The sequence below is a fragment of the Emticicia soli genome (genome assembly GCF_037860775.1).
Lineage (GTDB): Bacteria > Bacteroidota > Bacteroidia > Cytophagales > Spirosomataceae > Emticicia > Emticicia soli.
In genome coordinates, this window is sequence record NZ_JBBEWC010000004.1 from 50,957 (window position 1) to 75,855 (window position 24,899).

28 protein-coding genes are annotated in these 24,899 nt (G+C 37.1%); 20 read left to right on the forward strand and 8 right to left on the reverse strand.

The features are described 5' to 3' along the window. Positions 1 to 25 precede the first annotated feature (25 nt). The 3 genes from WAE64_RS05975 to WAE64_RS05985 are packed head-to-tail and all read right to left on the reverse strand — an operon-like array spanning position 26 to position 3,345. Positions 26 to 2,284, reverse strand: a complete 2,259-nt coding sequence (locus WAE64_RS05975; protein ID WP_340235331.1) for an ATP-binding protein — start codon at positions 2,282 to 2,284, stop codon at positions 26 to 28. A 2-nt stretch (positions 2,285 to 2,286) separates the two neighbouring features. Beyond that, positions 2,287 to 2,868 (reverse strand): biliverdin-producing heme oxygenase, encoded by a 582-nt coding sequence (locus WAE64_RS05980; protein WP_340235332.1) that lies wholly within the window; start codon positions 2,866 to 2,868, stop codon positions 2,287 to 2,289. A gap of 36 nt (positions 2,869 to 2,904) precedes the next feature. Continuing rightward, the gene (locus tag WAE64_RS05985) at positions 2,905 to 3,345 is read right to left on the reverse strand and encodes a response regulator (protein WP_340235333.1); all 441 of its coding nucleotides are present in this window, start codon (positions 3,343 to 3,345) and stop codon (positions 2,905 to 2,907) included. Between the two features lie 532 nt (positions 3,346 to 3,877). Between WAE64_RS05985 and WAE64_RS05990 the strand changes: the two genes are divergently transcribed. From WAE64_RS05990 to WAE64_RS06010, 5 genes are all read left to right on the forward strand, one after another. Then, positions 3,878 to 4,942 (forward strand): alkaline phosphatase, encoded by a 1,065-nt coding sequence (locus WAE64_RS05990; protein ID WP_340235334.1) that lies wholly within the window; start codon positions 3,878 to 3,880, stop codon positions 4,940 to 4,942. A gap of 290 nt (positions 4,943 to 5,232) precedes the next feature. Then, complete coding sequence (locus WAE64_RS05995; RefSeq protein WP_340235335.1) at positions 5,233 to 6,417, forward strand: acyltransferase family protein; 1,185 nt, start codon at positions 5,233 to 5,235, stop codon at positions 6,415 to 6,417. A gap of 285 nt (positions 6,418 to 6,702) precedes the next feature. Further along, a complete protein-coding gene (locus WAE64_RS06000) occupies positions 6,703 to 7,068 on the forward strand; it encodes a T9SS type A sorting domain-containing protein (protein ID WP_340235336.1) in 366 nt (121 codons plus the stop codon). A gap of 330 nt (positions 7,069 to 7,398) precedes the next feature. Then, positions 7,399 to 7,560, forward strand: a complete 162-nt coding sequence (locus WAE64_RS06005) for a hypothetical protein (protein ID WP_340235337.1) — start codon at positions 7,399 to 7,401, stop codon at positions 7,558 to 7,560. 187 nt (positions 7,561 to 7,747) lie between these two features. Continuing rightward, positions 7,748 to 8,062 carry a LytR/AlgR family response regulator transcription factor gene (locus WAE64_RS06010; protein ID WP_340235338.1) on the forward strand — a complete coding sequence of 105 codons (315 nt, stop codon included), beginning with the start codon at positions 7,748 to 7,750 and terminating at the stop codon, positions 8,060 to 8,062. Positions 8,063 to 8,231: 169 nt separating this feature from the next. On the opposite strand, the gene WAE64_RS06015 is transcribed toward WAE64_RS06010, so the two are convergent. Then, entirely contained in the window at positions 8,232 to 9,143 is a 912-nt protein-coding gene (locus tag WAE64_RS06015; protein WP_340235339.1) for an alpha/beta fold hydrolase, read from the reverse strand. 111 nt (positions 9,144 to 9,254) lie between these two features. Between WAE64_RS06015 and WAE64_RS06020 the strand changes: the two genes are divergently transcribed. The 5 genes from WAE64_RS06020 to WAE64_RS06040 all read left to right on the forward strand — a co-directional run bounded on the left by WAE64_RS06020 (position 9,255) and on the right by WAE64_RS06040 (position 13,242). Continuing rightward, positions 9,255 to 10,373 carry a lipase family protein gene (locus WAE64_RS06020; protein ID WP_340235340.1) on the forward strand — a complete coding sequence of 373 codons (1,119 nt, stop codon included), beginning with the start codon at positions 9,255 to 9,257 and terminating at the stop codon, positions 10,371 to 10,373. 212 nt (positions 10,374 to 10,585) lie between these two features. Beyond that, positions 10,586 to 11,014, forward strand: a complete 429-nt coding sequence (locus WAE64_RS06025; protein ID WP_340235341.1) for a darcynin family protein — start codon at positions 10,586 to 10,588, stop codon at positions 11,012 to 11,014. 122 nt (positions 11,015 to 11,136) lie between these two features. Beyond that, entirely contained in the window at positions 11,137 to 11,598 is a 462-nt protein-coding gene (locus tag WAE64_RS06030) for a carboxymuconolactone decarboxylase family protein (RefSeq protein WP_340235342.1), read from the forward strand. An 11-nt stretch (positions 11,599 to 11,609) separates the two neighbouring features. Next, positions 11,610 to 11,963, forward strand: a complete 354-nt coding sequence (locus WAE64_RS06035; protein WP_340235343.1) for a YciI family protein — start codon at positions 11,610 to 11,612, stop codon at positions 11,961 to 11,963. A gap of 46 nt (positions 11,964 to 12,009) precedes the next feature. Continuing rightward, complete coding sequence (locus tag WAE64_RS06040) at positions 12,010 to 13,242, forward strand: RNA polymerase sigma factor (protein ID WP_340235344.1); 1,233 nt, start codon at positions 12,010 to 12,012, stop codon at positions 13,240 to 13,242. On the opposite strand, the gene WAE64_RS06045 is transcribed toward WAE64_RS06040, so the two are convergent. Then, positions 13,232 to 14,395, reverse strand: a complete 1,164-nt coding sequence (locus WAE64_RS06045) for an acyltransferase family protein (protein ID WP_340235345.1) — start codon at positions 14,393 to 14,395, stop codon at positions 13,232 to 13,234. The genes WAE64_RS06040 and WAE64_RS06045 overlap by 11 nt on opposite strands. A 209-nt stretch (positions 14,396 to 14,604) precedes the next feature. Here WAE64_RS06045 and WAE64_RS06050 point away from each other — a divergent pair, with 209 nt between their 5' ends. From WAE64_RS06050 to WAE64_RS06075, 6 genes are read left to right on the forward strand one after another with little or no spacing between them, the layout of a single operon-like run. Further along, on the forward strand, positions 14,605 to 15,021 hold the full coding sequence (locus WAE64_RS06050; protein ID WP_340235346.1) for a response regulator: 417 nt from the start codon (positions 14,605 to 14,607) through the stop codon (positions 15,019 to 15,021). 19 nt (positions 15,022 to 15,040) lie between these two features. Next, entirely contained in the window at positions 15,041 to 15,904 is an 864-nt protein-coding gene (locus tag WAE64_RS06055) for an STAS domain-containing protein (RefSeq protein ID WP_340235347.1), read from the forward strand. A 30-nt stretch (positions 15,905 to 15,934) separates the two neighbouring features. Continuing rightward, entirely contained in the window at positions 15,935 to 16,336 is a 402-nt protein-coding gene (locus WAE64_RS06060) for an STAS domain-containing protein (RefSeq protein WP_340235348.1), read from the forward strand. Beyond that, positions 16,317 to 16,730, forward strand: coding sequence for an anti-sigma regulatory factor (locus WAE64_RS06065; RefSeq protein WP_340235350.1), 414 nt, complete (start codon positions 16,317 to 16,319; stop codon positions 16,728 to 16,730). The genes WAE64_RS06060 and WAE64_RS06065 overlap by 20 nt, the downstream gene beginning before the upstream one ends. Then, a complete protein-coding gene (locus WAE64_RS06070) occupies positions 16,723 to 17,745 on the forward strand; it encodes an ATP-binding protein (RefSeq protein ID WP_340235352.1) in 1,023 nt (340 codons plus the stop codon). The genes WAE64_RS06065 and WAE64_RS06070 overlap by 8 nt, the downstream gene beginning before the upstream one ends. A 7-nt stretch (positions 17,746 to 17,752) precedes the next feature. Beyond that, on the forward strand, positions 17,753 to 19,798 hold the full coding sequence (locus tag WAE64_RS06075; RefSeq protein ID WP_340235353.1) for a PAS domain-containing sensor histidine kinase: 2,046 nt from the start codon (positions 17,753 to 17,755) through the stop codon (positions 19,796 to 19,798). Positions 19,799 to 20,052: 254 nt separating this feature from the next. Here WAE64_RS06075 and WAE64_RS06080 read toward each other — a convergent pair whose 3' ends face one another. Then, entirely contained in the window at positions 20,053 to 20,556 is a 504-nt protein-coding gene (locus WAE64_RS06080) for a hypothetical protein (protein ID WP_340235354.1), read from the reverse strand. Positions 20,557 to 20,827: 271 nt separating this feature from the next. Here WAE64_RS06080 and WAE64_RS06085 point away from each other — a divergent pair, with 271 nt between their 5' ends. Then, on the forward strand, positions 20,828 to 21,556 hold the full coding sequence (locus WAE64_RS06085) for a DUF72 domain-containing protein (protein ID WP_340235355.1): 729 nt from the start codon (positions 20,828 to 20,830) through the stop codon (positions 21,554 to 21,556). A gap of 233 nt (positions 21,557 to 21,789) precedes the next feature. Continuing rightward, positions 21,790 to 22,572 (forward strand): phytanoyl-CoA dioxygenase family protein, encoded by a 783-nt coding sequence (locus WAE64_RS06090; RefSeq protein WP_340235356.1) that lies wholly within the window; start codon positions 21,790 to 21,792, stop codon positions 22,570 to 22,572. Between the two features lie 56 nt (positions 22,573 to 22,628). Here the strand turns inward: WAE64_RS06090 and WAE64_RS06095 are convergent, their stop codons facing one another. After that, positions 22,629 to 23,075: a hypothetical protein gene (locus WAE64_RS06095; RefSeq protein ID WP_340235357.1), complete on the reverse strand. Its 447-nt coding sequence runs from the start codon at positions 23,073 to 23,075 to the stop codon at positions 22,629 to 22,631. Positions 23,076 to 23,109: 34 nt separating this feature from the next. Further along, the gene (locus WAE64_RS06100; RefSeq protein WP_340235358.1) at positions 23,110 to 23,535 is read right to left on the reverse strand and encodes a lipocalin family protein; all 426 of its coding nucleotides are present in this window, start codon (positions 23,533 to 23,535) and stop codon (positions 23,110 to 23,112) included. 204 nt (positions 23,536 to 23,739) lie between these two features. Between WAE64_RS06100 and WAE64_RS06105 the strand changes: the two genes are divergently transcribed. Together WAE64_RS06105 and WAE64_RS06110 are read left to right on the forward strand one after the other, a co-directional pair. After that, positions 23,740 to 24,159: a hypothetical protein gene (locus WAE64_RS06105; protein WP_340235359.1), complete on the forward strand. Its 420-nt coding sequence runs from the start codon at positions 23,740 to 23,742 to the stop codon at positions 24,157 to 24,159. 155 nt (positions 24,160 to 24,314) lie between these two features. Then, entirely contained in the window at positions 24,315 to 24,830 is a 516-nt protein-coding gene (locus tag WAE64_RS06110; protein WP_340235360.1) for a hypothetical protein, read from the forward strand. Positions 24,831 to 24,899 lie beyond the last annotated feature (69 nt).

Sequence of the window (24,899 nt, forward strand, 5' to 3'; positions counted from 1 at the left end):
GCTTTTGAAGTGTGGCTCTTTTATATCACGCCGGAAAATACAAACTAAAAACAGCACCTTCGTTTTTCTTACCTTCGGCAAAAATGTAGCCGTTGTGCAGTTGCATAATTTTCTTGCTTAGGGCTAGCCCTATACCAGTGCCCGGGTATTTATCAGAGGCGTGTAAGCGGGTAAATATCTTAAATATCTTTTCGTTGAATTCGTTTTCGAAGCCTATGCCATTATCAATAATAGTTATTTTAGTATATAACTTGGTATCATGCGGCTCTGGCGAACGATGTGGTTCTGCTTCTTGTGCAATATGTATGCGAGCCGGCACATCGGCTTTACTGAATTTAAGCGAGTTGCCTATCAGATTGCTAAAAAGTTGATGTACAATAACCGGGATACCTTCTAGCGATGATAAACCTTTGGTAGTAACTTCAGCGTTTTTTTCTTCTATTTCGTCGTTTAGTTCCTGCGTTATTTTATCAATCAGTTTCTGTAAATCTATTGACTCAAAAGAGTTTTCAGAATGCCTGATTTTCGAATAATTGGTTATATCCGAAATAAGCTTTTGCATTCTATTAGCCGAAGCATTCATCTTTTGTAAAGTAATGCTTACATCGGGCGATATATTCTTCTCTAAGTCGAGTAACCTTGAAGAAAACAACTGAATTTTTCTCAAAGGTTCTTTAAGGTCATGCGTACTTATCCAACTGATATTTTCCAGTTCAAGGTTCGATTCCTTCAATTGCTTAGTTAACTCTCTTTGACGAGTCTCTTCTTCGGTAAGTAATATTAAAGTAATAAATTTCTGTAGCGAATAAGAGAATGTTGATGCTGCCGTTAGTTCAGTTTTCGTCCAATCATACGATTGACATTTCACTATCTGCTGGTATTTTTCAAAAGATTTCCGAGGCGATAAACCATTTATATCTTTTACAATAGCTTTTTCGGGGTCTCCGCTCCAGTTAATTGTTTGAAGGCTTTCAGGTCTGAACCAAATAATGGTTTCGTTATGAACAACGCCTAACTGATAATACAAAATACCCGATGCCGTACTACACCACTCTTCGGCTTCCGGAAAATGTTTAGGTAAGCTAGAAGTACTATAAACACCCTTCGATGCTCTTTCTTTGGCCCAGGTCGCAATCTTAAGAATACTATCATCTTCAGGAGTTTTACCTGCTTTATAAACTACCTCGTTTAAAATAACAGCTACCCCTGCTGCATGGCATATCTCTAATATTTGCGGCTGATGTACTAAATCATTTAAAGAAACCCTGTCAGGCAAGAAAGTCTGATTCAGCAGTGTTTCCAAAGACTTATTGATTGTTGCGGCCACTATATATTCTTCGGCCATTTCTCTTACTTGTATTTGTGAGGTAAGAAAATGCCCCTGCAATTGAGCAGCAATACGGGTATAATGGTCAAGATATTTATATGAATAATGGTGGCAAGCTATTAAGCCCCAAAGTTTACCCTCATGAATAAGCGAGATTGTAAGCGTAGCGCCTACGCCCATGTTTTTCAGATATTCGACATGAATCGGAGAAACACTTCTTAAAGTAGAGTGGCTAAGGTCAAGGCTCTCATTTGTTGCATGCTCTTTAGTAAAAATCGGTACAGGCGTATAGTTAATATCAACAATCAACCTTAAAAGATTTTTGATATAAAGTTGCCTTGCTTGTATCGGAATATCAGTATGCGGATAATGCAAGCCAAGAAAAGGCTCGTGGTCATCGCTTTTACTTTCGGCAAATATTTCTCCGTTATACTCTTTATCAAAACGATATACCATTACACGGTCGTAGCCTGTTAGTGCTCTAATTTCTGTAGCTACATTATCACACAACTGTTGCAGTGTCATGGCCTGACCCATGTATTTTGCAAAATTAATGGCCTGGTCGTATACCGTTGATACTCTTGGAATTTGTTCAGAAACAGGCTCAAACTCACAAATAAGTAAATCGTTACTTTTATGAATCACACACTGAAACTGTGTATTGTCAATATTAACAATATGCGGGCTTGTTAGTTTTTCTTGTAAATGATTGATATAGTACTTAAATTCAGCCAGCTGGTCATTTCCTATCAATAATTCAATCGGGTTCTGTAATACTTCTTCTACTTCCAGAGAAGTATAATTATTAATATTGGCACTGGTATACCTTATTACAAAATCCTTATCTATAGCAACTAAAAATCCATGCGGTTGAATACTTCCCGGAACATGAATAGGCTCTTGCTCACAATTGGTGAGGTTTACAATTTCTCTGTTTACTATATCTTTCAGTTTCATTCTTACTGCTCAAAATAGTGCTTTATAGCGGTAAAAGTATCTTTTGCGCCTGTTATGATTTCTGCATCGCAATTATTATTGGCCGAATACTCCTGCAAATTATTCAGAAATGTTTTCCAATAATGCCCTGTTTGTTCGCCGTAGCTTGCAAAATAAGTACCTCCTTCGTCAGGCAAAATACCGAGCATTTTAGAAATATGTTTCAGAATAACTTTGCCTCCTAAGGTTGAACCTTCTATAACATACATACAACCAAAAGCATAAGCAATTGTTGGATTGATTGCTACCGGATTAGCAAAAACAGGTAAATTATTACTTTCGGCTGACATATATTCTAAATCTTTGTCAATAGCAGCCAGTTTTTCCCTTTCCGATAAATCAGTTAAGGTGTTTTTTAAAACCGGGAAAACAGTACCCTCATAAAAATCTATAATTCCTCGCATTTTTTGCAGATAAGCTACATAATTATGTGAAGATACATCTGCATCTAGGAGTGCCAGAGATAAGGGCGTTTGTTCTAACTCTGAATGAAGCGTGCTGGTGTGAGTTCGTAGTTGAGTAAGAATATTCACTATTGAGTTCATACATTATATTTTACTTTTTGAGCTAAAAGACATTGCTTAACAATAAACAAAATCTTCGAAATGCTGAGAATCTAACCCATTCGACCAGTTATGACTCAATAATTCGGCAAGTATATTTTTAAGTTTTGCATAAGAGTTGGGTTTGCATATATACAAGGTTGCTCCAGACTCTCTTGCTTTTGAAATAGCATCGGTATCGTTAGAGGTTGAAAGAATCACAACAGGTAAGTTTTTCTTATCTGCCTGTTGCCTGATTTGTACTAAAACCTGAAAACCATCTGAATAAGGCATATTCAGGTCAAGAAACAATATATCGGGTTTAGAATCTATTTCATTCAAACGATTCAGCAACTCTACACCGTCACTTTGAAACTCAATTGAAAAATCAGGATGGAGTTCGTTAATGATTTCTTTGAAGATTTCTTTATCATCCAAATCATCATCAGTGTAGAAAATATTATATTTTTTAATTTTCATGTTTTTACAACGCTAGACACTATAACTAAAAACTCTTTAATGGGCGAAATATTATAATGTCTTATCTGAATGTTTGCTAAAGAAAAGGATAATACCCTACTTTATTTTAAATTGTGTGGTTAGTCAAAGGTCTTGAAAAATTAAGAAAAAACATAATTTTTTCTTATATCAAGTAGAAAAATAGCGAGATTATACTGAAATTTTAATACCAAATGCCACTATATATAGAAAATATCTGAGAGAAGCCGACAGATAAACTCCGAAAAGCAAAAAATGAAAGTATTTTACTTTCCAATGGTTTCATTATATGACTTGCTAATGTGCTTTTCATCCCATTTGCTCTTTTGCGTCTGGCATTTAGTAGGCCATTTCTTAATAAAAACATAATAGCTATTTATCCTCATTTTAGCTTTAGTTTTCCGTGCTTTGCTGCTTGAATTAATCTCTGTATGAGATACGGCGTGTATTTTCGGCTTGTTTAGGCGAATTACCCGGGGCTCCGTATCTGAATCATCATCTAAAAAGCTAATCAATGAAAAAATCAGTTCAGTTAATTATTTCTCTTTTATTCGTTACCTCTATAGTTTGTTTTGCACAGAAAAAAAACGCACAACCCAAAAACATTATTCTATTAATTGGTGATGGTATGGGTGCATCTCAGGTTTATGCCGGAATCGCCAGCAGTAAATCAACACTTAATATCGAAAGAAGCCAGTTTATAGGTTTTCATAAAAACCAGGCTTCTGATAGTTTTATTACCGATTCGGCAGCTGGTGCAACAGCGTTTTCGGCCGGAGAAAAAACCTTTAATGGTGCTATTGGTGTAGACAAAGACAAAAAAAGCATACCTACTATTCTGGAAATTGCCGAGCAAAAAGGGCTTGCAACCGGCCTAGTTGCTACGTGCTCAATTACTCATGCAACACCTGGTTCGTTTATTGCCCACCAACCATCAAGAGGCATGGTAGAAGAAATTGCTGCCGATTTTCTTAATACAGATGTAGATGTTTTTATAGGCGGTGGCCGCAAACACTTTACTGAACGTAAAGACGGCAGAAACCTGATTGATGATTTGAAAGCTAAAAACTATCAGATTGCCCAGTCGATTGAAGAAGTAGAGAAAATCAAAAGCGGTAAATTAGCTGGTTTTCTTGCTGATGTAGAGCAGCCAAAAATGTCAGAAGGTAGAGGCGACCAATTGCTTATTTCTACTAAAACAGCCTTGAATATATTGAAACAAAACAAAAAAGGTTTCTTTCTGATGGTTGAAGGTTCTCAGATTGACTGGGGTGGCCATGCAAATGATACACAGTATATCGTAAACGAAATGCTTGATTTTGATAAGGCCATTGGCGAAGCATTTGATTTTGCCGATAAAGATGGCAATACACTTGTAATTATTACTGCCGACCATGAAACAGGTGGTTTCTCTATCAATGGCCTGAAAGACGGACAAGTAGAAGGGAAATTTACTACCAAAAGCCATACTGGTGTTATGATTCCAGTTTATGCCTATGGCAAAGGTGCAGAACAGTTTTCAGGTATCTACTTCAACAATGATATTTTTCATAAAATGAAAAAAGCATTTGGTTTCTAAGCTTGATTATTGAAACCTTAACTTAAAAGGCCATCTCACATTTTGCAAGATCAATTAGTATTGGGTCTACGCTTATTTTGAGATGGTCTCTTTTTATATCTATCAAATCGCCTTTTTGCAAAAAACACAAAACAAAATAATGTAATTCTGTTTTATAAGAGCTGCTTAATAGCGGCTCTTATCATGTAATTTGCTCTCAATACACAATACTTAATTTATCAGGGATGCAACTTAAGCCTTAAAAATTTGTCATTGATTATTAGGAGAAAATTATATCAATAAAGCATTACATGGAAAAACCCCTCAACCGAAACCTATGGGTTGATTATCTGCGCTCGGCACTTACTGTATTAGTAGTGGCGCACCATGCCAGTTTGGCCTATACTACCTTCGCTAAGTTTGATAAAGAGGCTTATATCAGGTCAACACATGCCATTGTAGATAATAAAAGATGGGTAGGACTCGATATTTTCGAGAATTTCAACGATGTGTTTTTTATGGCCTTAATGTTTCTTATTGGAGGCTTGTTTCTATCTAAAAGTATTGATAAAAAAGGAGTATTTGTATTCATAAAAGATCGATTCTATCGCTTGTTTTTGCCTTTTATTATTTTAGGCACATTATTTATGCTGATAGCCTATTTTCCGTCTTATTATGTTGCTAAAGGCAATACTGATATTACAGCCTACATCCAGGATTTCTTTGTAGTTGAAAAATGGCCCGTTGGCCCGCCTTGGTTTATATGGGTGTTGTTTGTTTTTAATTTACTTTTTGCCTTACTAAATCCATTTATCAAAAACATCAGCCAAAAAGCCAATAATTTTATTGATTCGCTTCAGCACAAACCAATCTTATTTTTTATTCTTTTATGGTTTATCACCTGGGTTTTGTATGTACCCTTAGCGAGTGCTGTAGGCCCGGGAACCTGGACGGGCATCGGGCCTTTTGATTTCCAGCTTAGCAGGGTAGCACTCTATTTTGGCTATTTCATAATAGGCATTCTGATTGGTACTACCGACTTCAATCAGCAATTACTCTCTCCAACATCAGGTATTGTAAAAAACTGGTGGCTTTGGGTATTGCTTGCGCTATCGGTTTATACCCTATTAAGCCTTGTTGAGCAAAAAGAAATACTGGCCAATATGGTAAAAACTAATCAATTAGGGCTCTTGAGCGGATGGCTGATTTACTTTAGCATTTATACGGCTTCATGCACTTTAAGTAGCATTGCTTTTATAACAGCATTCCGTAAATTAGTACGAGAATCATCTGAATGGTGGAACTCACTTGTGGCAAACGCCTACCTTATCTATCTCATACATTATGTTTTTCTTACCTGGATTCAGTTCTTACTGCAGCCCTACGATATATCAGCTTTTGAGAAATTCTTGTTGGCGTTTATCTCTTCGTTAAGCCTGAGTTGGGCAACAAGTATTTTATTGAGAAGAAACAAAATAATCAAGCAATATCTTTAAATAATACAAATTCATATTTTTTCAAAATATTAGTTTATCACTAGCATTCTATCTTCTTGACAAGTTCCTGTATTTTGTCGATAAATTTATAATTTCGGTCGATAATCACGATAAAAGAGAAATAATCAAGTTTTTCCCAAGCTTTTGGAACAAAATCAATTCATTCTCGGTTTTCATCATATAAGGTCAGGGTTTTAATCTACTCTCGAGTATTCTTAAAAAAATACTATATACCTTTGATTCACCAAAGAAAATTATCTTTATAAAATCTAAATTATCAACAAAATGAAAAAGTCATTCTTAGCTTTAGCACTTATTTTATCATTAGCAACTTTCAGTTTTGCATTTGATAAAACTCCGGTAAATTCTACCGAAAAAACAGACCCGAAAATTACAGTTCAGGATATTAGCAATTTACGTTTGAAAGTACTTTTTGACAAGGTAGCTAAAAGTACTGCAAGTGTTCAGATTTACAACTCGAAAGGTGATGTTTTCTACCAAGACCTTAGCGAAACCAGCAAACCATTGGTATTGAATCTTTCACACCTAGAAGATGGCGCCTACACATTATCTGTTGTATCAGGAGACGAGAAACTTTCGCACGATTTCACTATCCAAAGTGAAATAACTCGCAGTGCAATAATAAAATAAGGAATTAGTAGATAGGATTGTGCGCAAGAGTAAGGGCAAGGGTATTTTTACCTTTGCCTTTTTTGTTTATTAATCTCTTTAAGCTTTATGCAGTTCGTTACCCTATTTATCAAAAAATATATTTAGACTAAAAATCTACTCAAAAGTCACAAAATAGCCTATATTTTTCTTTTTACAAGGCTCTCAGAAATTTTCCGCCCCGCTCCAACCATTCACCGATTTACGGTATCTTCTAAAAAACATTATTTTTTTTCGGGCTTTTTTAGCATTTTAAAAGTTGGCTACGGCTTCTCATCAAAAACCAATTAAATACTTAAAACAATGAAAACGATGAGAATTAAATTCCGCCTGTTACTCGTAACTATGCTAATTTCTGTACTGGCATTTTCGTGTAGCCAAGACAACCAGATAACGACGGTAAGCTACAAAGCTATTGGTGCTTTCACTGCCGAAAGACTTCATTACAGTAGCTTAGGTATGCAATTACGGTAGACGTAGACAATTGCTGCCACAAGCAAAGCGCCATAAAACTTAATTAAATAAGCCATTTCCTTTAAAATCTACTTAAAAAAGTCGCTAAAGTTCAAAATGAGATAAAGAATGTCGAAAATGGGCTAACAGTCGCTTCGCTTCAGCGTATAGTTTTGTATCATCATCACATAGCCAATTATACCACGAAATGAAAAACGACTTATTTATCACTATTGACAAAAATCTCACCTTGCGTTCGAGTGATATACTGATGCTGAAGGCAGATATTAATTACACACATATTTTACTCGAAGACGGTAGCAAGGTGCTTTCTTCACGCACATTGGGTATATTTGAAAGACGCTTATTTAACCAGCCGTTTTTCAGACCCAACCGCTCTGTGATTATTAATCTCAACTATATGGTTGGTTTTCAGAAAGACCTACATATCATTGAGATGGGCAACAACGAGCTTATTAATTTATCAAGAAGAAGAGCCAAACAATTTCTAAAGCGAATTTAACCTGATTTTATAAATCATAAGAGACCTTTCGTGGTAGAAAGAATGGAAGTACATAAGGAGTTCATAAGTATTTTATGGACTCCTCTCTTCCTACACAATCATCTAATCACTAAATTTTTCGGGCGTGAGTGTATCTAATCGGAGGTGTCTGGCATCAGGCACCTCTTGTTTATTTTGTATTGAGGCTCTCTACTAGCAACCTAATATTGGCAATTACAGCATTAGGATCGTCTCGCTGAATATAATGCCCGCTATTTGTCAGATAAATAAGCGCACCACTTTTGCCTGAAGCATGAATCAGTGCTCGCCAACGCTCCATATTTTTATCGTTTTTTACATGAAAAAACCTTTCGTGGTCGTACTCTTTGCTTCGCCTTTCAAGAGGCACTTCAAATTTGCCTCCGACAAAAAAGTAAGTAGATACTTTAGGCATAGGCAAGGCTTTGAGCTCTGCAAAATCTGTTCGTCTTAAATCACCCAACACCTTTGCTTCGCTCCAGAACGCAAACCGAAGAGAATCTCTGGCAGTAGCTGGTTTAGATTGATACAAACGTTGATACATCATTTCATCTATTCGTTTTTCGGGCACACCAATTTCTCTGAAAATCTGGTTCCAATCGTCTTTGGTTTCTGTAAAATCCGCCGGGTCAACAAATACCAAGCCTGCAACATCATCAGGATACAAGCCAGCAAAGCCTCTTATATAAACCCCGCCCAACGAATGCCCTACCAGTACATAAGGAGGTGGGATATTCAGTGTAGTAAGTATATTTTTCAGGTTTTCGGCAGTTTGTTCAGGGGTATGCATCTCATAAGCCTTATCCGATTTCCCAAGCCCTACCCTATCATAAGCAAAAACAGGTGCAGTGTTTGCTAGTTGGTCTAGTACGGTATCCCAGCTACCTAGGCTTTCACCCATGCCATTTTCAAAAACAAGTACTGGTGAATTGGCTTTTCGGCTTTCTAGTCCTTTGGTATAAACAGCGAAGTTTTTCCCATTTACTTTTACCAGTTTCTCTTGGGCATTTGCACCAAATACTAATAATAGCAGGCTTGCTAATAAGTTAATAGTCTTTTTCATTGTAGGTTGAACAAATAATGTGAATATATCAGTACCAATATACTAAATATTAGCTCAATTTGTAAGTATATTTAAGTCATTAATAGCCTTGCACCTTAAAATAACATAATCATGCCATCGAAAAAAAATATCTTATCGATTTTTCTACTTGTTTTTATTATTTCTGCAAACGCTTTTGGGCAAATACTCAAGCCTGGCTTCGATAAAGCCGAATACATTGAAACCCTTAAAATTAATCAGAAAGTACACATTGCTCTAAGTAAATGGACCAACCCTAGCGATGTACCCGACCCACAAGACCATCGCTTTGTGTATCGCTCTCCGGTAGTAGCTTTCGACAACATCTGGGACTTATGGATAAATAAGACCAAACCCGTAGCAGTTATATCAGTACAAGGCAGTATTCAAACCGAAGCCAGTTTTTTAGCCAACCTGTATGCAGCCATGATTCCGGCAAAAGGTGAGCTACAACTCGATAAAAATTTTAAGTTTAACTATACGCTTTCTAATAACCCCAAAGCAGCCGTGCATGTGGGTTGGTTTGTGGCAATGGCTTATTTGTCTAAAACTATTAAACCAAAGATTGACTCTTGTTATAAAACCGGCATTAAAGACTTTATTCTGACAGGGCATAGCCAAGGCGGAGGTATTACTTTTTTGCTTAACTCTTATCTTGAAAACCTGAAAGCGGAAAACAAACTACCAGCCGATATACGGTTTAAAACGTATTGCAGCGCAGGCCCTAAACCCGGCAATTTGTTTTATGCCTATGACTACGAAAACATGACCCAAGGCGGTTGGGCGTATAATGTAGTAAACGCGGCCGATTGGGTGCCTGATGTGCCATTTAGTGTCCAGACCGTTAACGACTTTACGGCTGTTAACCCTTTTTATGGCGCTAAGGCTATGATAAAGAAACAGAAGTTTCCGAAAAATCTGGCTTTGAAACATATATACAAGCAAATGAGTAAACCAAGCCTTAAAGCACAGAAAAACTATCAGAGGTATCTAGGCAAAATGGTTTCGATGGCTGTACGGAAACAAATTCCTGACTTCGTAACGCCTCAATATTATGAGAGTAACTATTATGTAAGAACAGGCAATACAATTGTATTGGTACCCGACGATGAATATTTTAAGCTATATAGCAATGCCCCCGAAAACCCCAATATCTGGCAACACCATTTACCCAAACAATACTTATATCTGGTAGATAAACTAAAGCTATAAATTTTATACTTGTTATCTATATTTAGTGGGGCTAGTAGCAGCAGAATACTGGCTCCATTTTTAATTAAGTCTACCGCTATTATCTTACATTTTCTTCTCTTTTCCTTAAAGTATTTCGGTTTTTCTCTCTTGATGTCGTCATTTCTTAACCTATGTTAATGCAATCGGCTATACCTATACTCAACTTTGTGCCCTAATAAACATCATACATAATGGCAAAAATCCTCTTCACATTTCTCACCGTTTTGCTGCTTACTGTAGGCAAGGCACAATCTCGTTTAAATACTATGGAAACCCCAAAACCCTATACCATTCTTGTATTAATGAATGCTACACCCCAATGGCTATCACTTACAAGAGACCAAAGAAGCCAGTTTTTTGAGGCTCAATTAATGCCTGTATTTCAGAAAGTCGGCAAATCGGTTGAAGTCAGACTTTTTGATAGCGAATATTTTCATGCCAAAGTATCCGATTTCATGATTATTACCACCCACGACCTGAATCAATACAAAATGTTGATAGAATTACTACGAGATACCAAAATCTATGCTGTACCTTATTTTGAAGTTATTGATATAATTGTAGGGCAAGAGAACCTGTTTAAAGATTTTAATGAGCAATTCAAGCAGAAAAAGGAGTAAAATTCTGTTTTGTGGTACTCATATCTGGCAACAAAAGAAAATTTAAAAAGTTTCTCGTTCTATTTGTCCAAATCTGAAAATTGGGTTGTCATTAGTCTTTAAAACATAAAACTTAAAGAACAATGGAACCAAGAATCAACATTCAGGAGAAAGGCCAACAAGCCATGAGTGCTTTATATGGCTTTGGTAAATATCTCTCAAAATCAGAACTCGAAAAAAAATTATTACATCTGGTTTACTATCGTGTATCTCAAATCAATGGCTGTGCCTTTTGCCTTGATATGCACTCGAAAGATTTACTGGCCATCGGCGAAAACATACAACGCTTACTTGTGCTTGATGCCTGGAGAGAAGCCCCATTCTACACCGACAAAGAACGTGCTGCACTGGCATGGGCCGAGACATTAACCAGCATTAAAAGTAGCTTGGTACCAGATGAAATTTACCAACAAGCAATTGCACAGTTTTCAGAAACCGAGTTGATGGATTTAACCATAGGCGTAATAGCAATTAATAGTTATAATCGTGTTAATATTGCATTCGGTGCGGCAGTTGGCACTTATCAGGTTGGTCAATACAAATAATAGCTAAGCAAATGGAAGAATTCTTATTAATATTCAGACGAGAGTCTGAAACAAAAGAAAATCAGCCTTCGCCTGCCGATATGCAAGCATCTATTAAGCCCTGGCAAGATTGGCTCGGTGGAATTGCTGCCCAAAATAAGCTCGTGAGTTCAGGAAACAGATTGCACCCTGAAGGCAAAGTAGTAAAACCCAACAATGTGGTTATCAATGGCCCTTATGCCGAAATAAAAGAAACAATTGGCGGGTTTATTATTGTAAGAGCCGCCGATTTTGACGAAGCCGTAGCAATAGCCAAAGGCTGCCCGGCATTGGTAGCGCCTTGGAATGCCAATGTAGAAGTACGCAGAATAATGAGCAATAGCTAAAATACAAAAGTGCCTTTATAGATTGGTAAAGGCACTTATACCTATTATGAAAGAGCAAGAGTTAATTCCACACTTATTCAGAACCGAGTATAGAAAAATAGTATCGGTGCTTTGCTATTTGTTTGGCATAGAACATATTGAAACCGCCGAAGATATTGTGAGCGACACTTTCTTGTCAGCCACCGAATTATGGAGCCAGAAAGGTGTGCCCGATAATCCTACTGGCTGGCTTTATACAGTAGCCAAAAACAAAACCAAAAACCATTTAAAACACAATAGTATTTTTACAGAGAAGTTGGCTGTCGAACTCAAATACGGAACATCGGAAGTTGAGGAAATCAATATTGATTTATCGACCAAGCATATCAACGATAGCCAGTTGGCTATGATTTTCACGGTTTGTAATCCGTCTATTTCTACCGAATCACAAATTGCACTGGCTTTAAACCTGCTTTGCGGTTTTGGTATTCAGGAGATAGCCGATGCGTTTCTGACCAATAAAGAAGTTATCTATAAACGCCTTAACCGGGCTAAAGAAAAACTAAAAGCCGAAAAAATAAAGATTGAACAACCCACCCCTGCCGAAATAGATGCCCGCCTAGATACTGTACTCACAACCCTTTATCTGTTATTCAGCGAGGGTTATTATTCTACTTCGCAAAATACGGTTCTCCGCAAAGATTTATGTGCCGAAGCCATGCGCCTTGCGTATTTTCTTGTTGAAAACGCCAGCACCAACAAAGCTGATGTAAACGCCTTACTTTCGCTGATGTGTTTTCATGCCTCAAGGTTCGAAGCAAGAATGAACGAGAAAGGGGAAATTATTTTGTACGAAGACCAAGACACCAATCTCTGGAATCAGGAATTAATCGGCAAAGGCGAATACTTTTTGGAGCAGGCTTCCCGAAGCAGGTATCTATCAAAATATCATTTAGAAGCAGGCATTGCTTACTGGCATACACAAAAAGAAGATACGAATCAGAAATGGGAAAGCATCTTACAATTGTATAATAAACTGTTACAGTTAGAATACTCCCCCATTGCTGCCTTAAACCGAACTTATGCCCTAGCCAAAGCGAATGGCAAAGAAGAGGCTATCGTAGAAGCCGAAAAACTAGCCTTAACCGATAACCACTTCTATTACTCGCTACTTGGGAATCTTTATACAGATATTGATAACACTAAGGCGATTCAACATCTACAAACAGCTTTGAAACTCGCCCTTTCAGAAGCTGATAAAGCAATTATTAAACGAACGCTTGATAAAATCATGGCTTAGGCACTAATACTTCGTGCTTTGTTGGTTTCAGAATTTTATCTCTTAGTTTCAAAAATGGTTTCTCAACCAGTTTGTTCACTATCAATGCCGCTAGTATTGATGTAAACACACACAATACAAACATCAGCGAGCTATCTTCGGCAATGTTGAGCTTTACTAATTGCTCCTGCGAAACATGAACTACAATCTTATGGGTCAGATAAATGGCGTATGACAAAGCCGCAATCTGAGCTGTAATACTTGACTTAACCCGATACAGAAAACATGTAGGGCTTATGGCGGCCATCACTACCAAGCCATACCCCAGACTTATCAATGGAAAACCAAAAATAGAAGCCCCAAACGAAACTTGTTTTTCGGCCACGAAATAGGCAACTACAAGTACCGCAATACCTGTCAATAGCCAGTAATTGCCATATTGCTGTATCCACTGTCTTAGTCTTGGTCTGAACTGAAAAATAGCAGCTATCCAAACCCCAACCAATAGGCCATCTAGTCGGCTATAAGTTGGGTAGTAAATCCATTTATACCAGGTTATCCACAAACCGTCGCTGTTTAAAAGTGGTTCTACAAAAGTATGCCATGCGTAAAGTCTTGCACCAAACCCGGCTACAAACAACAATAGCAATAAAATGAGTCCTTTTTTTATTGCTTTAAAATACACCAGTGTGATGAGTATAAGCGGCAGAAACAAATAAAACTGTTCTTCGATACAAAGCGACCATGCGTGAGAGAATGTACCTTGTGTTCGGAGGTCAAGCCCTAGATTTTGAGTAAAACTCAGGTATTTCCAGAGTGGCGCGGGGGATTCTCGCTCTCGCAGATACGGAAACAAAAAGTACAAAGCTACTACAAGTACATAGGCCGGAATAATTCTGAAAAAGCGTTTCAGAAAAAACTCTTGGAACGAGATAGGCTCCTGTCGGTCAATCTGGGCAAAGAGTTGCACTGAAATCAGATACCCACTCAATACAAAGAAAAGGTCAACGCCTGTCCAGCCAAATTTACCGATAGTATAGAGCCATTCGGGGCTGGGAAACAATGCACTGTAATGAAAAAGGAAAACATAAAAAATGGCAAAAGCACGCAGATGGTCAAGCCCTAAAAGCTTGCCAGCACGGTGGAGGCTCTGTGCTCCGTTCGTTACTGTCATACAATTCTGGAGTGTAAAAAGGTGAGTATAAGGAAAGCTATTTTTTGCTACAATTTACAAAAAATAAGGCGCAAAAAGCTATTAAAAATAGCTTAAGTTTAATACTTGCCCCATATTTTCAGGTTTTTAGTCAAAATTTAAGTACTAATCATCGCTTAAATATTTTATTGCCAAAACAAATGTTATATTTGTTTCCAAACTTTCTCTTTATGTCCGCAGCTTTACGTTGTTTATTGATAGATGATGACCAGGACGACCAGGAAATCTTCACGTTAGCATTAGAAGAATCTGGTCTGAATATGCAATGTAAAACTTATAATAATACCAGCGAAGCATTGCAAGAACTTTTAAAAACCGACACCCTTTTACCTGACTATATTTTTCTTGATTTGAATATGCCACGCATTAATGGCATACAGTTTTTAACCGAAATAAAGAAAATTTCACGTCTACAACACATTCCTGTCGTTATATATTCTACTTCCTCACACCCTAAAGATAAAGAAGCCACCCAGAAGTTGGGTGCTGCGGCTTTTATCACTAAACCCTCAGGGATTAAAGAACTCTCTGGGCTATTAAAAGTTTTTTTTCAAACACATTTACAACCTGCTTATCATAAGCACTAAAAATAAGGTCGTTATAATTATGAAAAACGAAGCCGTAAAAATTATTAAAGCAAAGAAAAAATACATACTTGAGCAATGGTTTCAGAACCAACTTGACAACGAAGGTTTACGTGAAGATTTAATCACCAACGATGACCAACGGATACAGTCAGAAGAGCTCATCAATTTGTTTGCTGCCAGCATTAGTGATGATAATTTTGACAATTTTCAGTCAAGAGATTTTGAGAAAATCGAAGAGATATTATCAGGTATTGCTATTGCCAGAGCCAGAAGAGGCTTTTCTCCACGTGAGACAGGAGTCTATATTTTCAGTTTAAAAGCGGCTATTTTAAAAACATTATCAGAAGAAATTAGCGATGCTACGGTATTATATACCGAGAGTATGCGAATCAACAGTCTTTTTGATAACTTCAGTATGATTACATTCGAGACCTTTATTAAAGGCCGTGAAGATGTAATTCTGCGCCAAACTGATGAAATCACCGAAATTTCAACGCCTGTAATTAAAATCTGGGATGGTATTCTGGCCTTGCCGATCATTGGCACCTTAGATAGCTCACGCACACAGATTGTGATGGAAAACCTTTTGCAAGAGATTGTAGAAACCGGAAGCTCTATTGCTATTCTTGATATTTCGGGTGTGCCTGCCATCGACACACTGGTTGCGCAACACTTAATTAAAACCGTAAGTGCTACCCGCCTGATGGGAGCTGAGTGTATCATTAGTGGAATTCGCCCTGAAATAGCTCAGACGGTTGTACATTTAGGCATCGACCTGTCTGAAATCGTTACAAAAGCTACTTTGGCCAGTGCTTTAAAATTGGCGTTTAGTATGATAGAGCTAGAAGTAAGAAAAAAAGTTACCCCTAAAATTTTTCAATAACATATACAAAATAAGTATTGGTAAATCAGTATGGATAGAATACCTATTCTTAAAATGGGTGACTTTCTGTTAGTCACAATTCAAGTTGATTTATATGACCAGCTAGCCGAAACGCTAGAGTCAGACTTAGTAAACATGGTAAAAAAATATAACTCAAGAGGAGTTTTGATAGATATATCTGCAGTTTCTATCATCGACTCGTTTATGGGGCGCATTTTAGGAAATATCTCTACCATGTCGAAAATAATGGATGCCGAAACCGTAGTAGTAGGTATGCAACCTGCAGTAGCTATTACGCTGGTAGAATTGGGCTTACCTCTGAAAGGAATACATTGCGCACTGAATGTCGAAAGAGGAATGGAATTATTGCGTTCTAAAATAGGATTCGACAATCAAGAAGAGACAGACGACGATGATAGTGACCTTGAGTAAAGATACCATAAATGTACAAAGAGAACAAGATACTATTTTTTTACGTAATCGCATAAAAGAATGGGCTACCAAGATTGGTATGGGCCTAGTAAACCAGACCAAGCTTATAACAGCCGCTAGCGAGCTTGTACGTAATATGCTTAAATACGGTGGTGGCGGTACTGTTAATATTGAAATCGTGACCAAAGGAAGAGAAAACGGAGTCAGACTGATTTTTGTGGACAAAGGCCCAGGAATACATGATATTAATCAGGCCATGAAAGACGGATTTACCACAGGTAAAAGTTTAGGCCTTGGCCTACCCGGTGCCAAAAGGCTGGTAAGTGAGTTTGATATTCAGTCTGTAATCAATGAGGGAACAACCATCAGTATAATTAAATGGAAGAATGGATAATAACTTTTTTTTCGGCCACAAGATTGAGGACCGAAGCTACCTCTCTTTCATTAAAAGAGAAATACATAACTTAATTGCTAAAACAGCTTTTTCGTCAATGCGAGCCGGAGAGCTGGATATTGTAGTATCAGAACTGCTATCAAACCTAATTAAACATGCCGGAAGTGGAGAAATATTTTTTAAATTAAGCGATACCGAAAACAATTCTAAGGCTTTTGAGATTTATTGTATAGATAACGGCCCTGGTAATAATAATATTGGTAAAATGATGAAAGACGGTGTTTCTTCATCAAATACACTAGGGCATGGTTTGGGTGCTATTGAGCGACTGAGTAATTTCTTTCAGATTTATTCGATAGCCAAATGGGGAACAGTTGCCTATGCAAAAATATTGATGGACGAAGCACAAAAAAAAATAGTTTTACCTAGAAAAGATATTCATGTTGACACACTTCAGGTATGTATGCCTGGCGAAAATGTTTGCGGAGACGGTTATCAAATACGGAAAATTAATAATGAAACGCAGATTTTTCTGGGAGATGGTTTAGGGCATGGCCCCAATGCGCACGAAGCTGTTCAAAAAGCAATTGAGGCTTTTAATGAATGCCAAGAAACTGACCCCACAGATATTCTGCGTTTTATGCACCAGAAAGTAAAAAAAACCAGAGGTCTGGTAGGAACCATAGCTAGCTATAATCACACCAAAAAAGAGTGGAAAGTTTGCGGTGTAGGTAATATTACAACTCGTTTCTACGAGGGCTTAACCAGCAAAAAAATAATGTCACATAATGGCATTATTGGTCTCAATATCCCTTCTTTCCTAAATTCACATGTGTTATCAGATACCGATTACCAGCACATAGTTATGTTTTCTGATGGTATCCGTAATCATTGGGATTTACATCAGTATCCCGGAATACTCAAATACGCCTCTCCTATTATTGCTGCCGCTATATTTAAAGATAATGCCCGAAGAAACGATGATATGACGCTATTGATGGGGAGAGTAAATTAGCTAATAGATGGAAGAAATTATAAGAATAAATTTAGACAACGAAATGGACCTCATCATTGTTCATAAAAGAACAATGAGGCTAGCAGAACTATGCGGGCTTTCGGTTGCTTCTCAGACCACCTTTGCAACAGCCGTATCTGAAGTGGCTCGGCTCGCCATCAGTTACGGTGATAAATCTTTCATAGTATTGAGCATTAACATTCTTCGATTAAATCAGAAAGAAATTGTTGCCACAATTTATGATAAGGTAGATCTGAAAGCCATTAATACAGAGCCTTATTCTTATGCACGCCGCCTATTAGGTGATATTCAGACTTCCTATAATAATTATTTTCATGAAACTATCCTCAAATTCCGTATTCAGTTTGGGGGTATTATTTCAAAAGCTAAAATTGAATCGTTTAAAGAGTATTTCAAAAACGAGCCATCTATTTCGGCCTATGATGAAATACGAAAAAAGAATATACAACTACTTGAGCTTATTGATAAACTTGGTGAAAGCGAAAACCGCTATCGGATGGTAAGCGATAACCTGCCGCTGATGATGTTTGTTATTAACAACGACGGTAAAATAACTTATGCCAATAAATGGCTTAAAGAGTTTATTGAATCACAGGGTTTAATACCAAACAATATTACATGGTTTTCTCTGCTGAACCAGCCTGACTATAGAGGTTTTTATGGAGATTGGGAACGGGCAATTCAGAATAAGACAATATTTAAGGCACAAGGTAGGTTGAAGCAAAAAGAAAACCTGATATGGCACCTGATTTCGATAATGCCTATCAAGAACGACAATGACCTAGTAACTAACTGGATTGGTTTCTTTGTAGATATTCATGCCCAGAAAGTAGTTGAAGAAACACTTCGTGATAACCAAGCACTTAAACTGATTCAGGAAGAACTGATAGCACATCAACAAGAGCTTGAAATCAAAAACACACGTCTTTCAAGACAAAACGATTTTATAGAAACCGTACTCGACTCGTCGGTTGACTATATTCTGACGATAGACCAGGAGTTCAGGATTATCACCTTCAACCATTCTTACGAAGTATTAAGCGGCAAAAAAAGAGAAGAAGTTTTAGGTAAAGATATAACAGATGTTTTTCCTGTTATTAAAGAAAACGGCACTTATAAATCACTAAAAGATGCACTAAACGGAACACCTAGCCACAAGCCAGTGCATCAATCGCCTATTTCACAGCGTTTCTACGAAGTGTTTTATATTCCCTTATCTGACGATACCGAAACAACTCACGGTGCTGTAGTACTTGGCCGAGATATTACCGACCAGCTACAACATGAGTTGAAACTGAAAGCAATCAATGAAGAATTACTACTGCGCAACAATGAACTTGAGCAGTTTGCCTATATAGCAAGCCACGATTTACAGGAACCACTACGCAAAATCACTACTTTTTCGAAGTTATTGAATGAGTCTCTTGTATTAAACGAAAAACAAAGAGACTACTTCAATAGAATTATCAAGTCGTCGAACAGGATGTCGAATCTCATACGAGACGTATTAGATTATTCACGATTAGCAAGGTCAGAAGAACAGTTTGTTGAGGTTGATTTGAACGAAATATTAAACACAGTAAAAGTTGATTTCGAATTATTGATTGAAGAAAAAGATGCTGTTATCAACAGCGATATATTGCCTAAAATACCAGGCATTTATCTTCAACTTACCCAACTATTTTTCAATCTATTAAGTAATTCGCTTAAATTCTCAAAAGAGAGACCTGTTATTAACATAACTTGTAGGAAACTAAACACAGAGGAGGTAAATAATATAATAGAGCTAAACGCTAACAAAAGTTATTATCTGATAGATTTTCAGGATAATGGTATTGGTTTTGAGCAGCAGTTTTCACGCCAGATATTTACGATTTTCCAGCGACTCAACGATAAACATTCTTATGCCGGTACAGGAATAGGTCTGGCTTTATGCAAAAAAATTGTTGAAAATCACAACGGGCATCTTACAGCAACCAGCGAGCCTGGCCAAGGAGCGGTTTTCCATGTATATTTACCTGCTTCACTCTAAGTAGTTTGGTATCACTTAAAATCTGAAATACTGTCAAGCCACAGCTATTCTCAAACTGTGCCTGATTTTATACTATTGCATAGCTTTCAGAACACGATTTGATAAGCAAAGCTATGCTTCAAAAGCCCTAAAAATACAAAGGTGGTGAAACACAATAGTAGTTTAGAGCATTAATGACCCTCTTGATTTGTGTTTCATCACCTTTTATGTATACTAAAGCCTAACGGCTTTTATTGCAAATTTACAGACCTGTATTATAAGCTATTTGGGTCTCTATCACGTTCACGGCGTCTGCCTTCATTATCTTCGTCTATTTCTCTCGTTTCTGAATAATCAGCATCTGCATTTCTGTTCATACCTTCGTCATTTCTGTCACGGTCACGGTCTCTGCCTTCTTGGCTTGAGCTCCAGTTATCTGACTGACCTTGTTGGCCTGTATTCGAATTGCTTTGTTGGCCTTGTTGCCCCATATTTCTGTTACCGGCTTGTTGGCTTCCTGATTGCTGGCCTTGTTGCCCTTGGTTCCAGTTTTCTTGTCCTTGCTGGCCTTTATTCATATTCGATTGCTGACCTTGTTGAGTGCTGTTTCTATCGCCTTGTTGTTGGCTACCAGATTGGCCCTGATTCCAGTTTTGTTGTCCTTGCTGGCCTTTGTCTGAACTTGATTGCTGGCCTTGTTGGCTCGTGTTTCTATTTCCTTGCTGTTGAGTTGACGTATTTTTTTCGTCTTGCCTCGGCTTGTTTTCTTGCGTTGCCATAGTATTAATTTTTTGAGGTTATTAGATAATGAGAGAAAATTGATTTTCTCATATTTAATCTGCGAAAAATTCTATGCCAGCACTCAAATTATGTTCTGAGGGCTATCTTGTTATTCGGCGTGGCAAAGAATCCTCAATTTTTATTTAGACTGAGTAAATTATTATGCATTTAACAATTCTCTGGTTTTAATCACGTTTCTTTATTAACTGGCTTATATTTTTAAAGCTATTTTATTAAATACACACAAGTTTTTCTATAGGAGACAATTACATGAATCATTTTATTGGCTGTTCGGGTTTTTCCAATAAAGATTGGAAAGGCTTTTTTTATCCCGATAATCTATCGTCAAAAGATTATCTTCCTTTTTATGCAGAGCACTTCAATTCGATAGAAATCAATTCTACTTTCTATCGTAAACCCACTTCTAAAACCTTAAGTAACTGGTATGCACAAACCCCGGCACATTTTCTGTTTTTTATTAAGATTCCGCAAACCATCACACATATCAATCAATTGAAAAATGTTCGTCAGGAAATAAGCGAATTCTGTAAACATATCAGCCATAGTTTAAAAGAGAAACTTGCGGGATTCTTATTTCAGTTTCCCCCGTCTTTTCTTTGCGATAAAATCAATATCAACAATGTGCTTAATGGGCTTAATCCACGTTTTCTGAATGTGGTGGAGTTCAGGCATAAAACATGGTGGAACGATACAGTATATGAGATTCTGAGAGAGCATGGTATTATTTTCTGTGGTGCTAGTATTCCGAAAGATATTCCCGACGATGTAATCGTTAATCATAATCACTCGCTTTATTATAGGCTTCACGGCAAGCCTGTACTTTTTAAATCAGAATACAGCGAAGCCGAATTACATGCTTTGGCTGAAAAAATAAAGGCAAGCAACAAAAACAGCTATGTATTTTTTAACAATACATGGGGTACTGCAGCCATAACAAATGCCATGTATCTGAAAAAACTATTGGCAGAGTCGCATTAATTTGCTTAATTTAGCATCATGAGAATGGCACCAATGATCTAATATTTCTTCGTATGTCTTTCAGGCATAGTCTACCTTTTTCGTAAGGTAAGGCTTTTTATTGTCTCTACTTTCTATCAGATACTTTATTTTTATTGACGTAAAACAAAGTTTTATGTAGCGTTTGTGTATGCATTTGCGTAAGAAAATGAAAGAGACAAAATCAGATTATTCATCTTAACTCTTCGATTGTCATGCAAGAAATATTAGATATAAACCAGATACAACAATTCATTCAGCAAGGATTTATAAGAATTGATAATGCTTTTTCGGCAGAAATAGCACAAGAAGCCCGGGCAATATTATGGGCAGATACTGGCTGCGACCCAGCAGACAGCACTACATGGACAAAACCTGTAATACGCCTGGGTATGTACACACAAGAGCCTTTTGTAAAAGCGGCCAATACACAAGTACTTCATGCAGCTTTTAACCAGTTGGTAGGCCAAAACAACTGGATACCCTGCATGAGTATGGGGACGTTTCCGGTACGTTTTCCGTCTGATGAAGACCCCGGCGATGGTGGCTGGCATGTTGATGCTGGTTTTCCAGGTGCTGACCCAAACAATTATTTCGAATGGCGGGTAAATGTACACTCAAAAGGCCGGGCATTGTTGATGCTGTTTTTGTTTTCTGATGTAAGCGAAAAAGATGCACCTACTCGTATTCGTGTAGGTTCGCATCTCGATGTAGCGAAAGTGCTACAAGCAGAAGGCGAAGAAGGGCTTTCGTTTATGGAACTGGCTATGAAATTACCCGAAATGCCTGTAAGAGAACAAGCCCTTGCCACAGGCAAAGCAGGAACGGTTTATTTGTGCCATCCTTTTATAGCGCATGCTGCACAGCCGCATCATGGTACTGAGCCTCGCTTTTTAGCGCAACCGCCGCTTTTACTTCGCAATAATTTGGTAATTGAAAATACAGATAAAGATTATACACCCCTTGAAGAAGCTATTCGCTTAGGACTGAATACCTAATAAAATTTTAGTGTCATGGTTAAGCTATAAATAACTTAACTATGACACTTTTATGCTTATTTAAACTTATGTGTTCTGAATATTCTGATGATTTCCTTCTCATCAGTCGGATTTAGTATCGACAATGCCGTTGAATTTATCTTATCCTTATTGTAGATAATAACCCTCAGCAAAACGCCTGTGCTTTCTTGTTGTTTGGTTATTATAGCCTTGTTTCCATTTATGCTCGTTTCTTCGTAATACATTGGTTTAGGGTTGGCATTTTTATCGATAATACCATTATAAAAGCCATAATCAAAATAGATTTTTTCATTATCTTTTCCGTAATAACCAACATAGCTATCTGTGCCTTGCAAAGGCACCAATTTCCAGTCTTGTGTAGGAAAATGTAAGGAAAAAGCCCTGTTTTCGTATAAAAACATTTTACTTAAGTCTGGTTCATCACCCTTATTGCAGGCACTTACAAACGCTATCATTAACAACAGAAACAGGGCTTTTTCCATAATCTATCAGTTTTTAGATTGTAAGTAACACCATTTACAATTCAATGCTGTAATTGTACTTACTCGATACTTGTTTCAATTGCAGCTTATTGGCATTAAGCTGGTTTATTTCGTATTGAATAGTATAAGTACCTCCCCAGAAGTTGCCATTTATGGTAAAAGCATTATTGTTTCTGGCCCAATCACCCTGTGCTTTTTCGTAAGCAATAGGCGGCGTACCGCAATCGCTTGAGTTTTGATGAGAAACAAGGCTACCATCTGCTATAATCTGATACCCGGGTTTGTCTTTATCAAACTTAGTGGCGCGATGAAAAGTAACTATATTCTGATTTGCAACCGATTCTTGCGTATCTAAAACCCATAAACCTACAATCGGGTTTTCGGGGTCATATTTTTTTGCACAACCAGAAATAAGTCCGAAGGAAGCCAGAAGGAGGAGAATGACGATGTTTTTTTTCATATACAGTTGGGTTTTCTACTATGATACTTTTTTGAGTCAAAACGTTGTAACAAATTTCTGATTTATCTATCTAATCTTTTAATGCTCAATTATTTATCAAGATGTTTCCGCTTATAAATTAATACAGCCTCTTGTAATACAAGCTACCTTTTATTACATACAAGCATTTATATTTGTACATTTTAAACTTAACAATTACAAATTATGAAAAATCTCTTTTTACTTCCTCTATTGTTCGCCGGTTTTTCGGGTTTTGCCCAATGCAACCTTGATTTATCGCTGAAATCATCAAAGACTGAATACCTAGATAGCACCGAAGTTGTTCAGCGCACAGTTGACGAAAACAGTGTCATTGAAATTACTCAAAAACAAGTATTGATTACACCTGGCAATGGCAACACTATGGAGGGAACTATTACTTCAAGTACTTGCAATTGGACCACCCCTTTTAAAGAAGGAAAAAGTATAATTAAGGCAGATTTTGAAGACGAATCTGGCTCTACTATGCACACAACTATAACACTTGAAGCGAAAGATAATAAAGCCACTTTTACAGTAGTAATAGCCGAAATGCCTAATAGGAAAATAAGGGTTACACTTGACAGTGTTCAGGAAAAGAAATAAGCCATTTAGAGTTGCTTTATTAGAGCTTGCACTATTTATCTAACAATCCTCAAAATTTGGTATTGCTGTTACTCAATACCAAATTTTATTAATTAATTATTGTTTTACATTAATTAATTATATATTTGCAATGATATTTACTTAATCATTGTACAATGAAATCTGTCCGTATTGTTTCAAAAGTCTTATTTTATCTGACAAGAACGTTGGCTATCTCTTACATGCTTGTTTTTGTTTATGCTTTTATTTCTTCTAGTATCAATACACAAGCATTCCGTTTAGTCGAAAACGGCTCTCGTTTCGAAATAAGTTATCCTTTTACAGATACGCCATTTTTATTGGGTTACAACAATATGGGCTACATCAACACCATGTTGATGGTCTTTGGCTTGTATGCGCTTTTCTTTTACTTATTAAGTAATGTGTTTTTGACTTTCAGCCAAGCCAAATTATTTACCCAAAAAGGACTCCGACATCTCAAGCAGTTTTATATAAGCAATTTTACTTTGCCGTTATTGGCCTTATTGATAGCAAGTATCATTTCAGAAGTAGAAGGTGCCGCCGAAGCATTGGTGGCATTGCATATACTTCTGGGAGTGTTTGCGTATTTCATAGCAGCAATTTTTCAACAAGGGCTAAAACTCCAGCATGAGCAAGATTTGTTTATATAAGCCTGTCCTAAAAACTATTACTCAAAAATCGCTATAATCAGCACCACAATATGCACTAAAACGAATCTG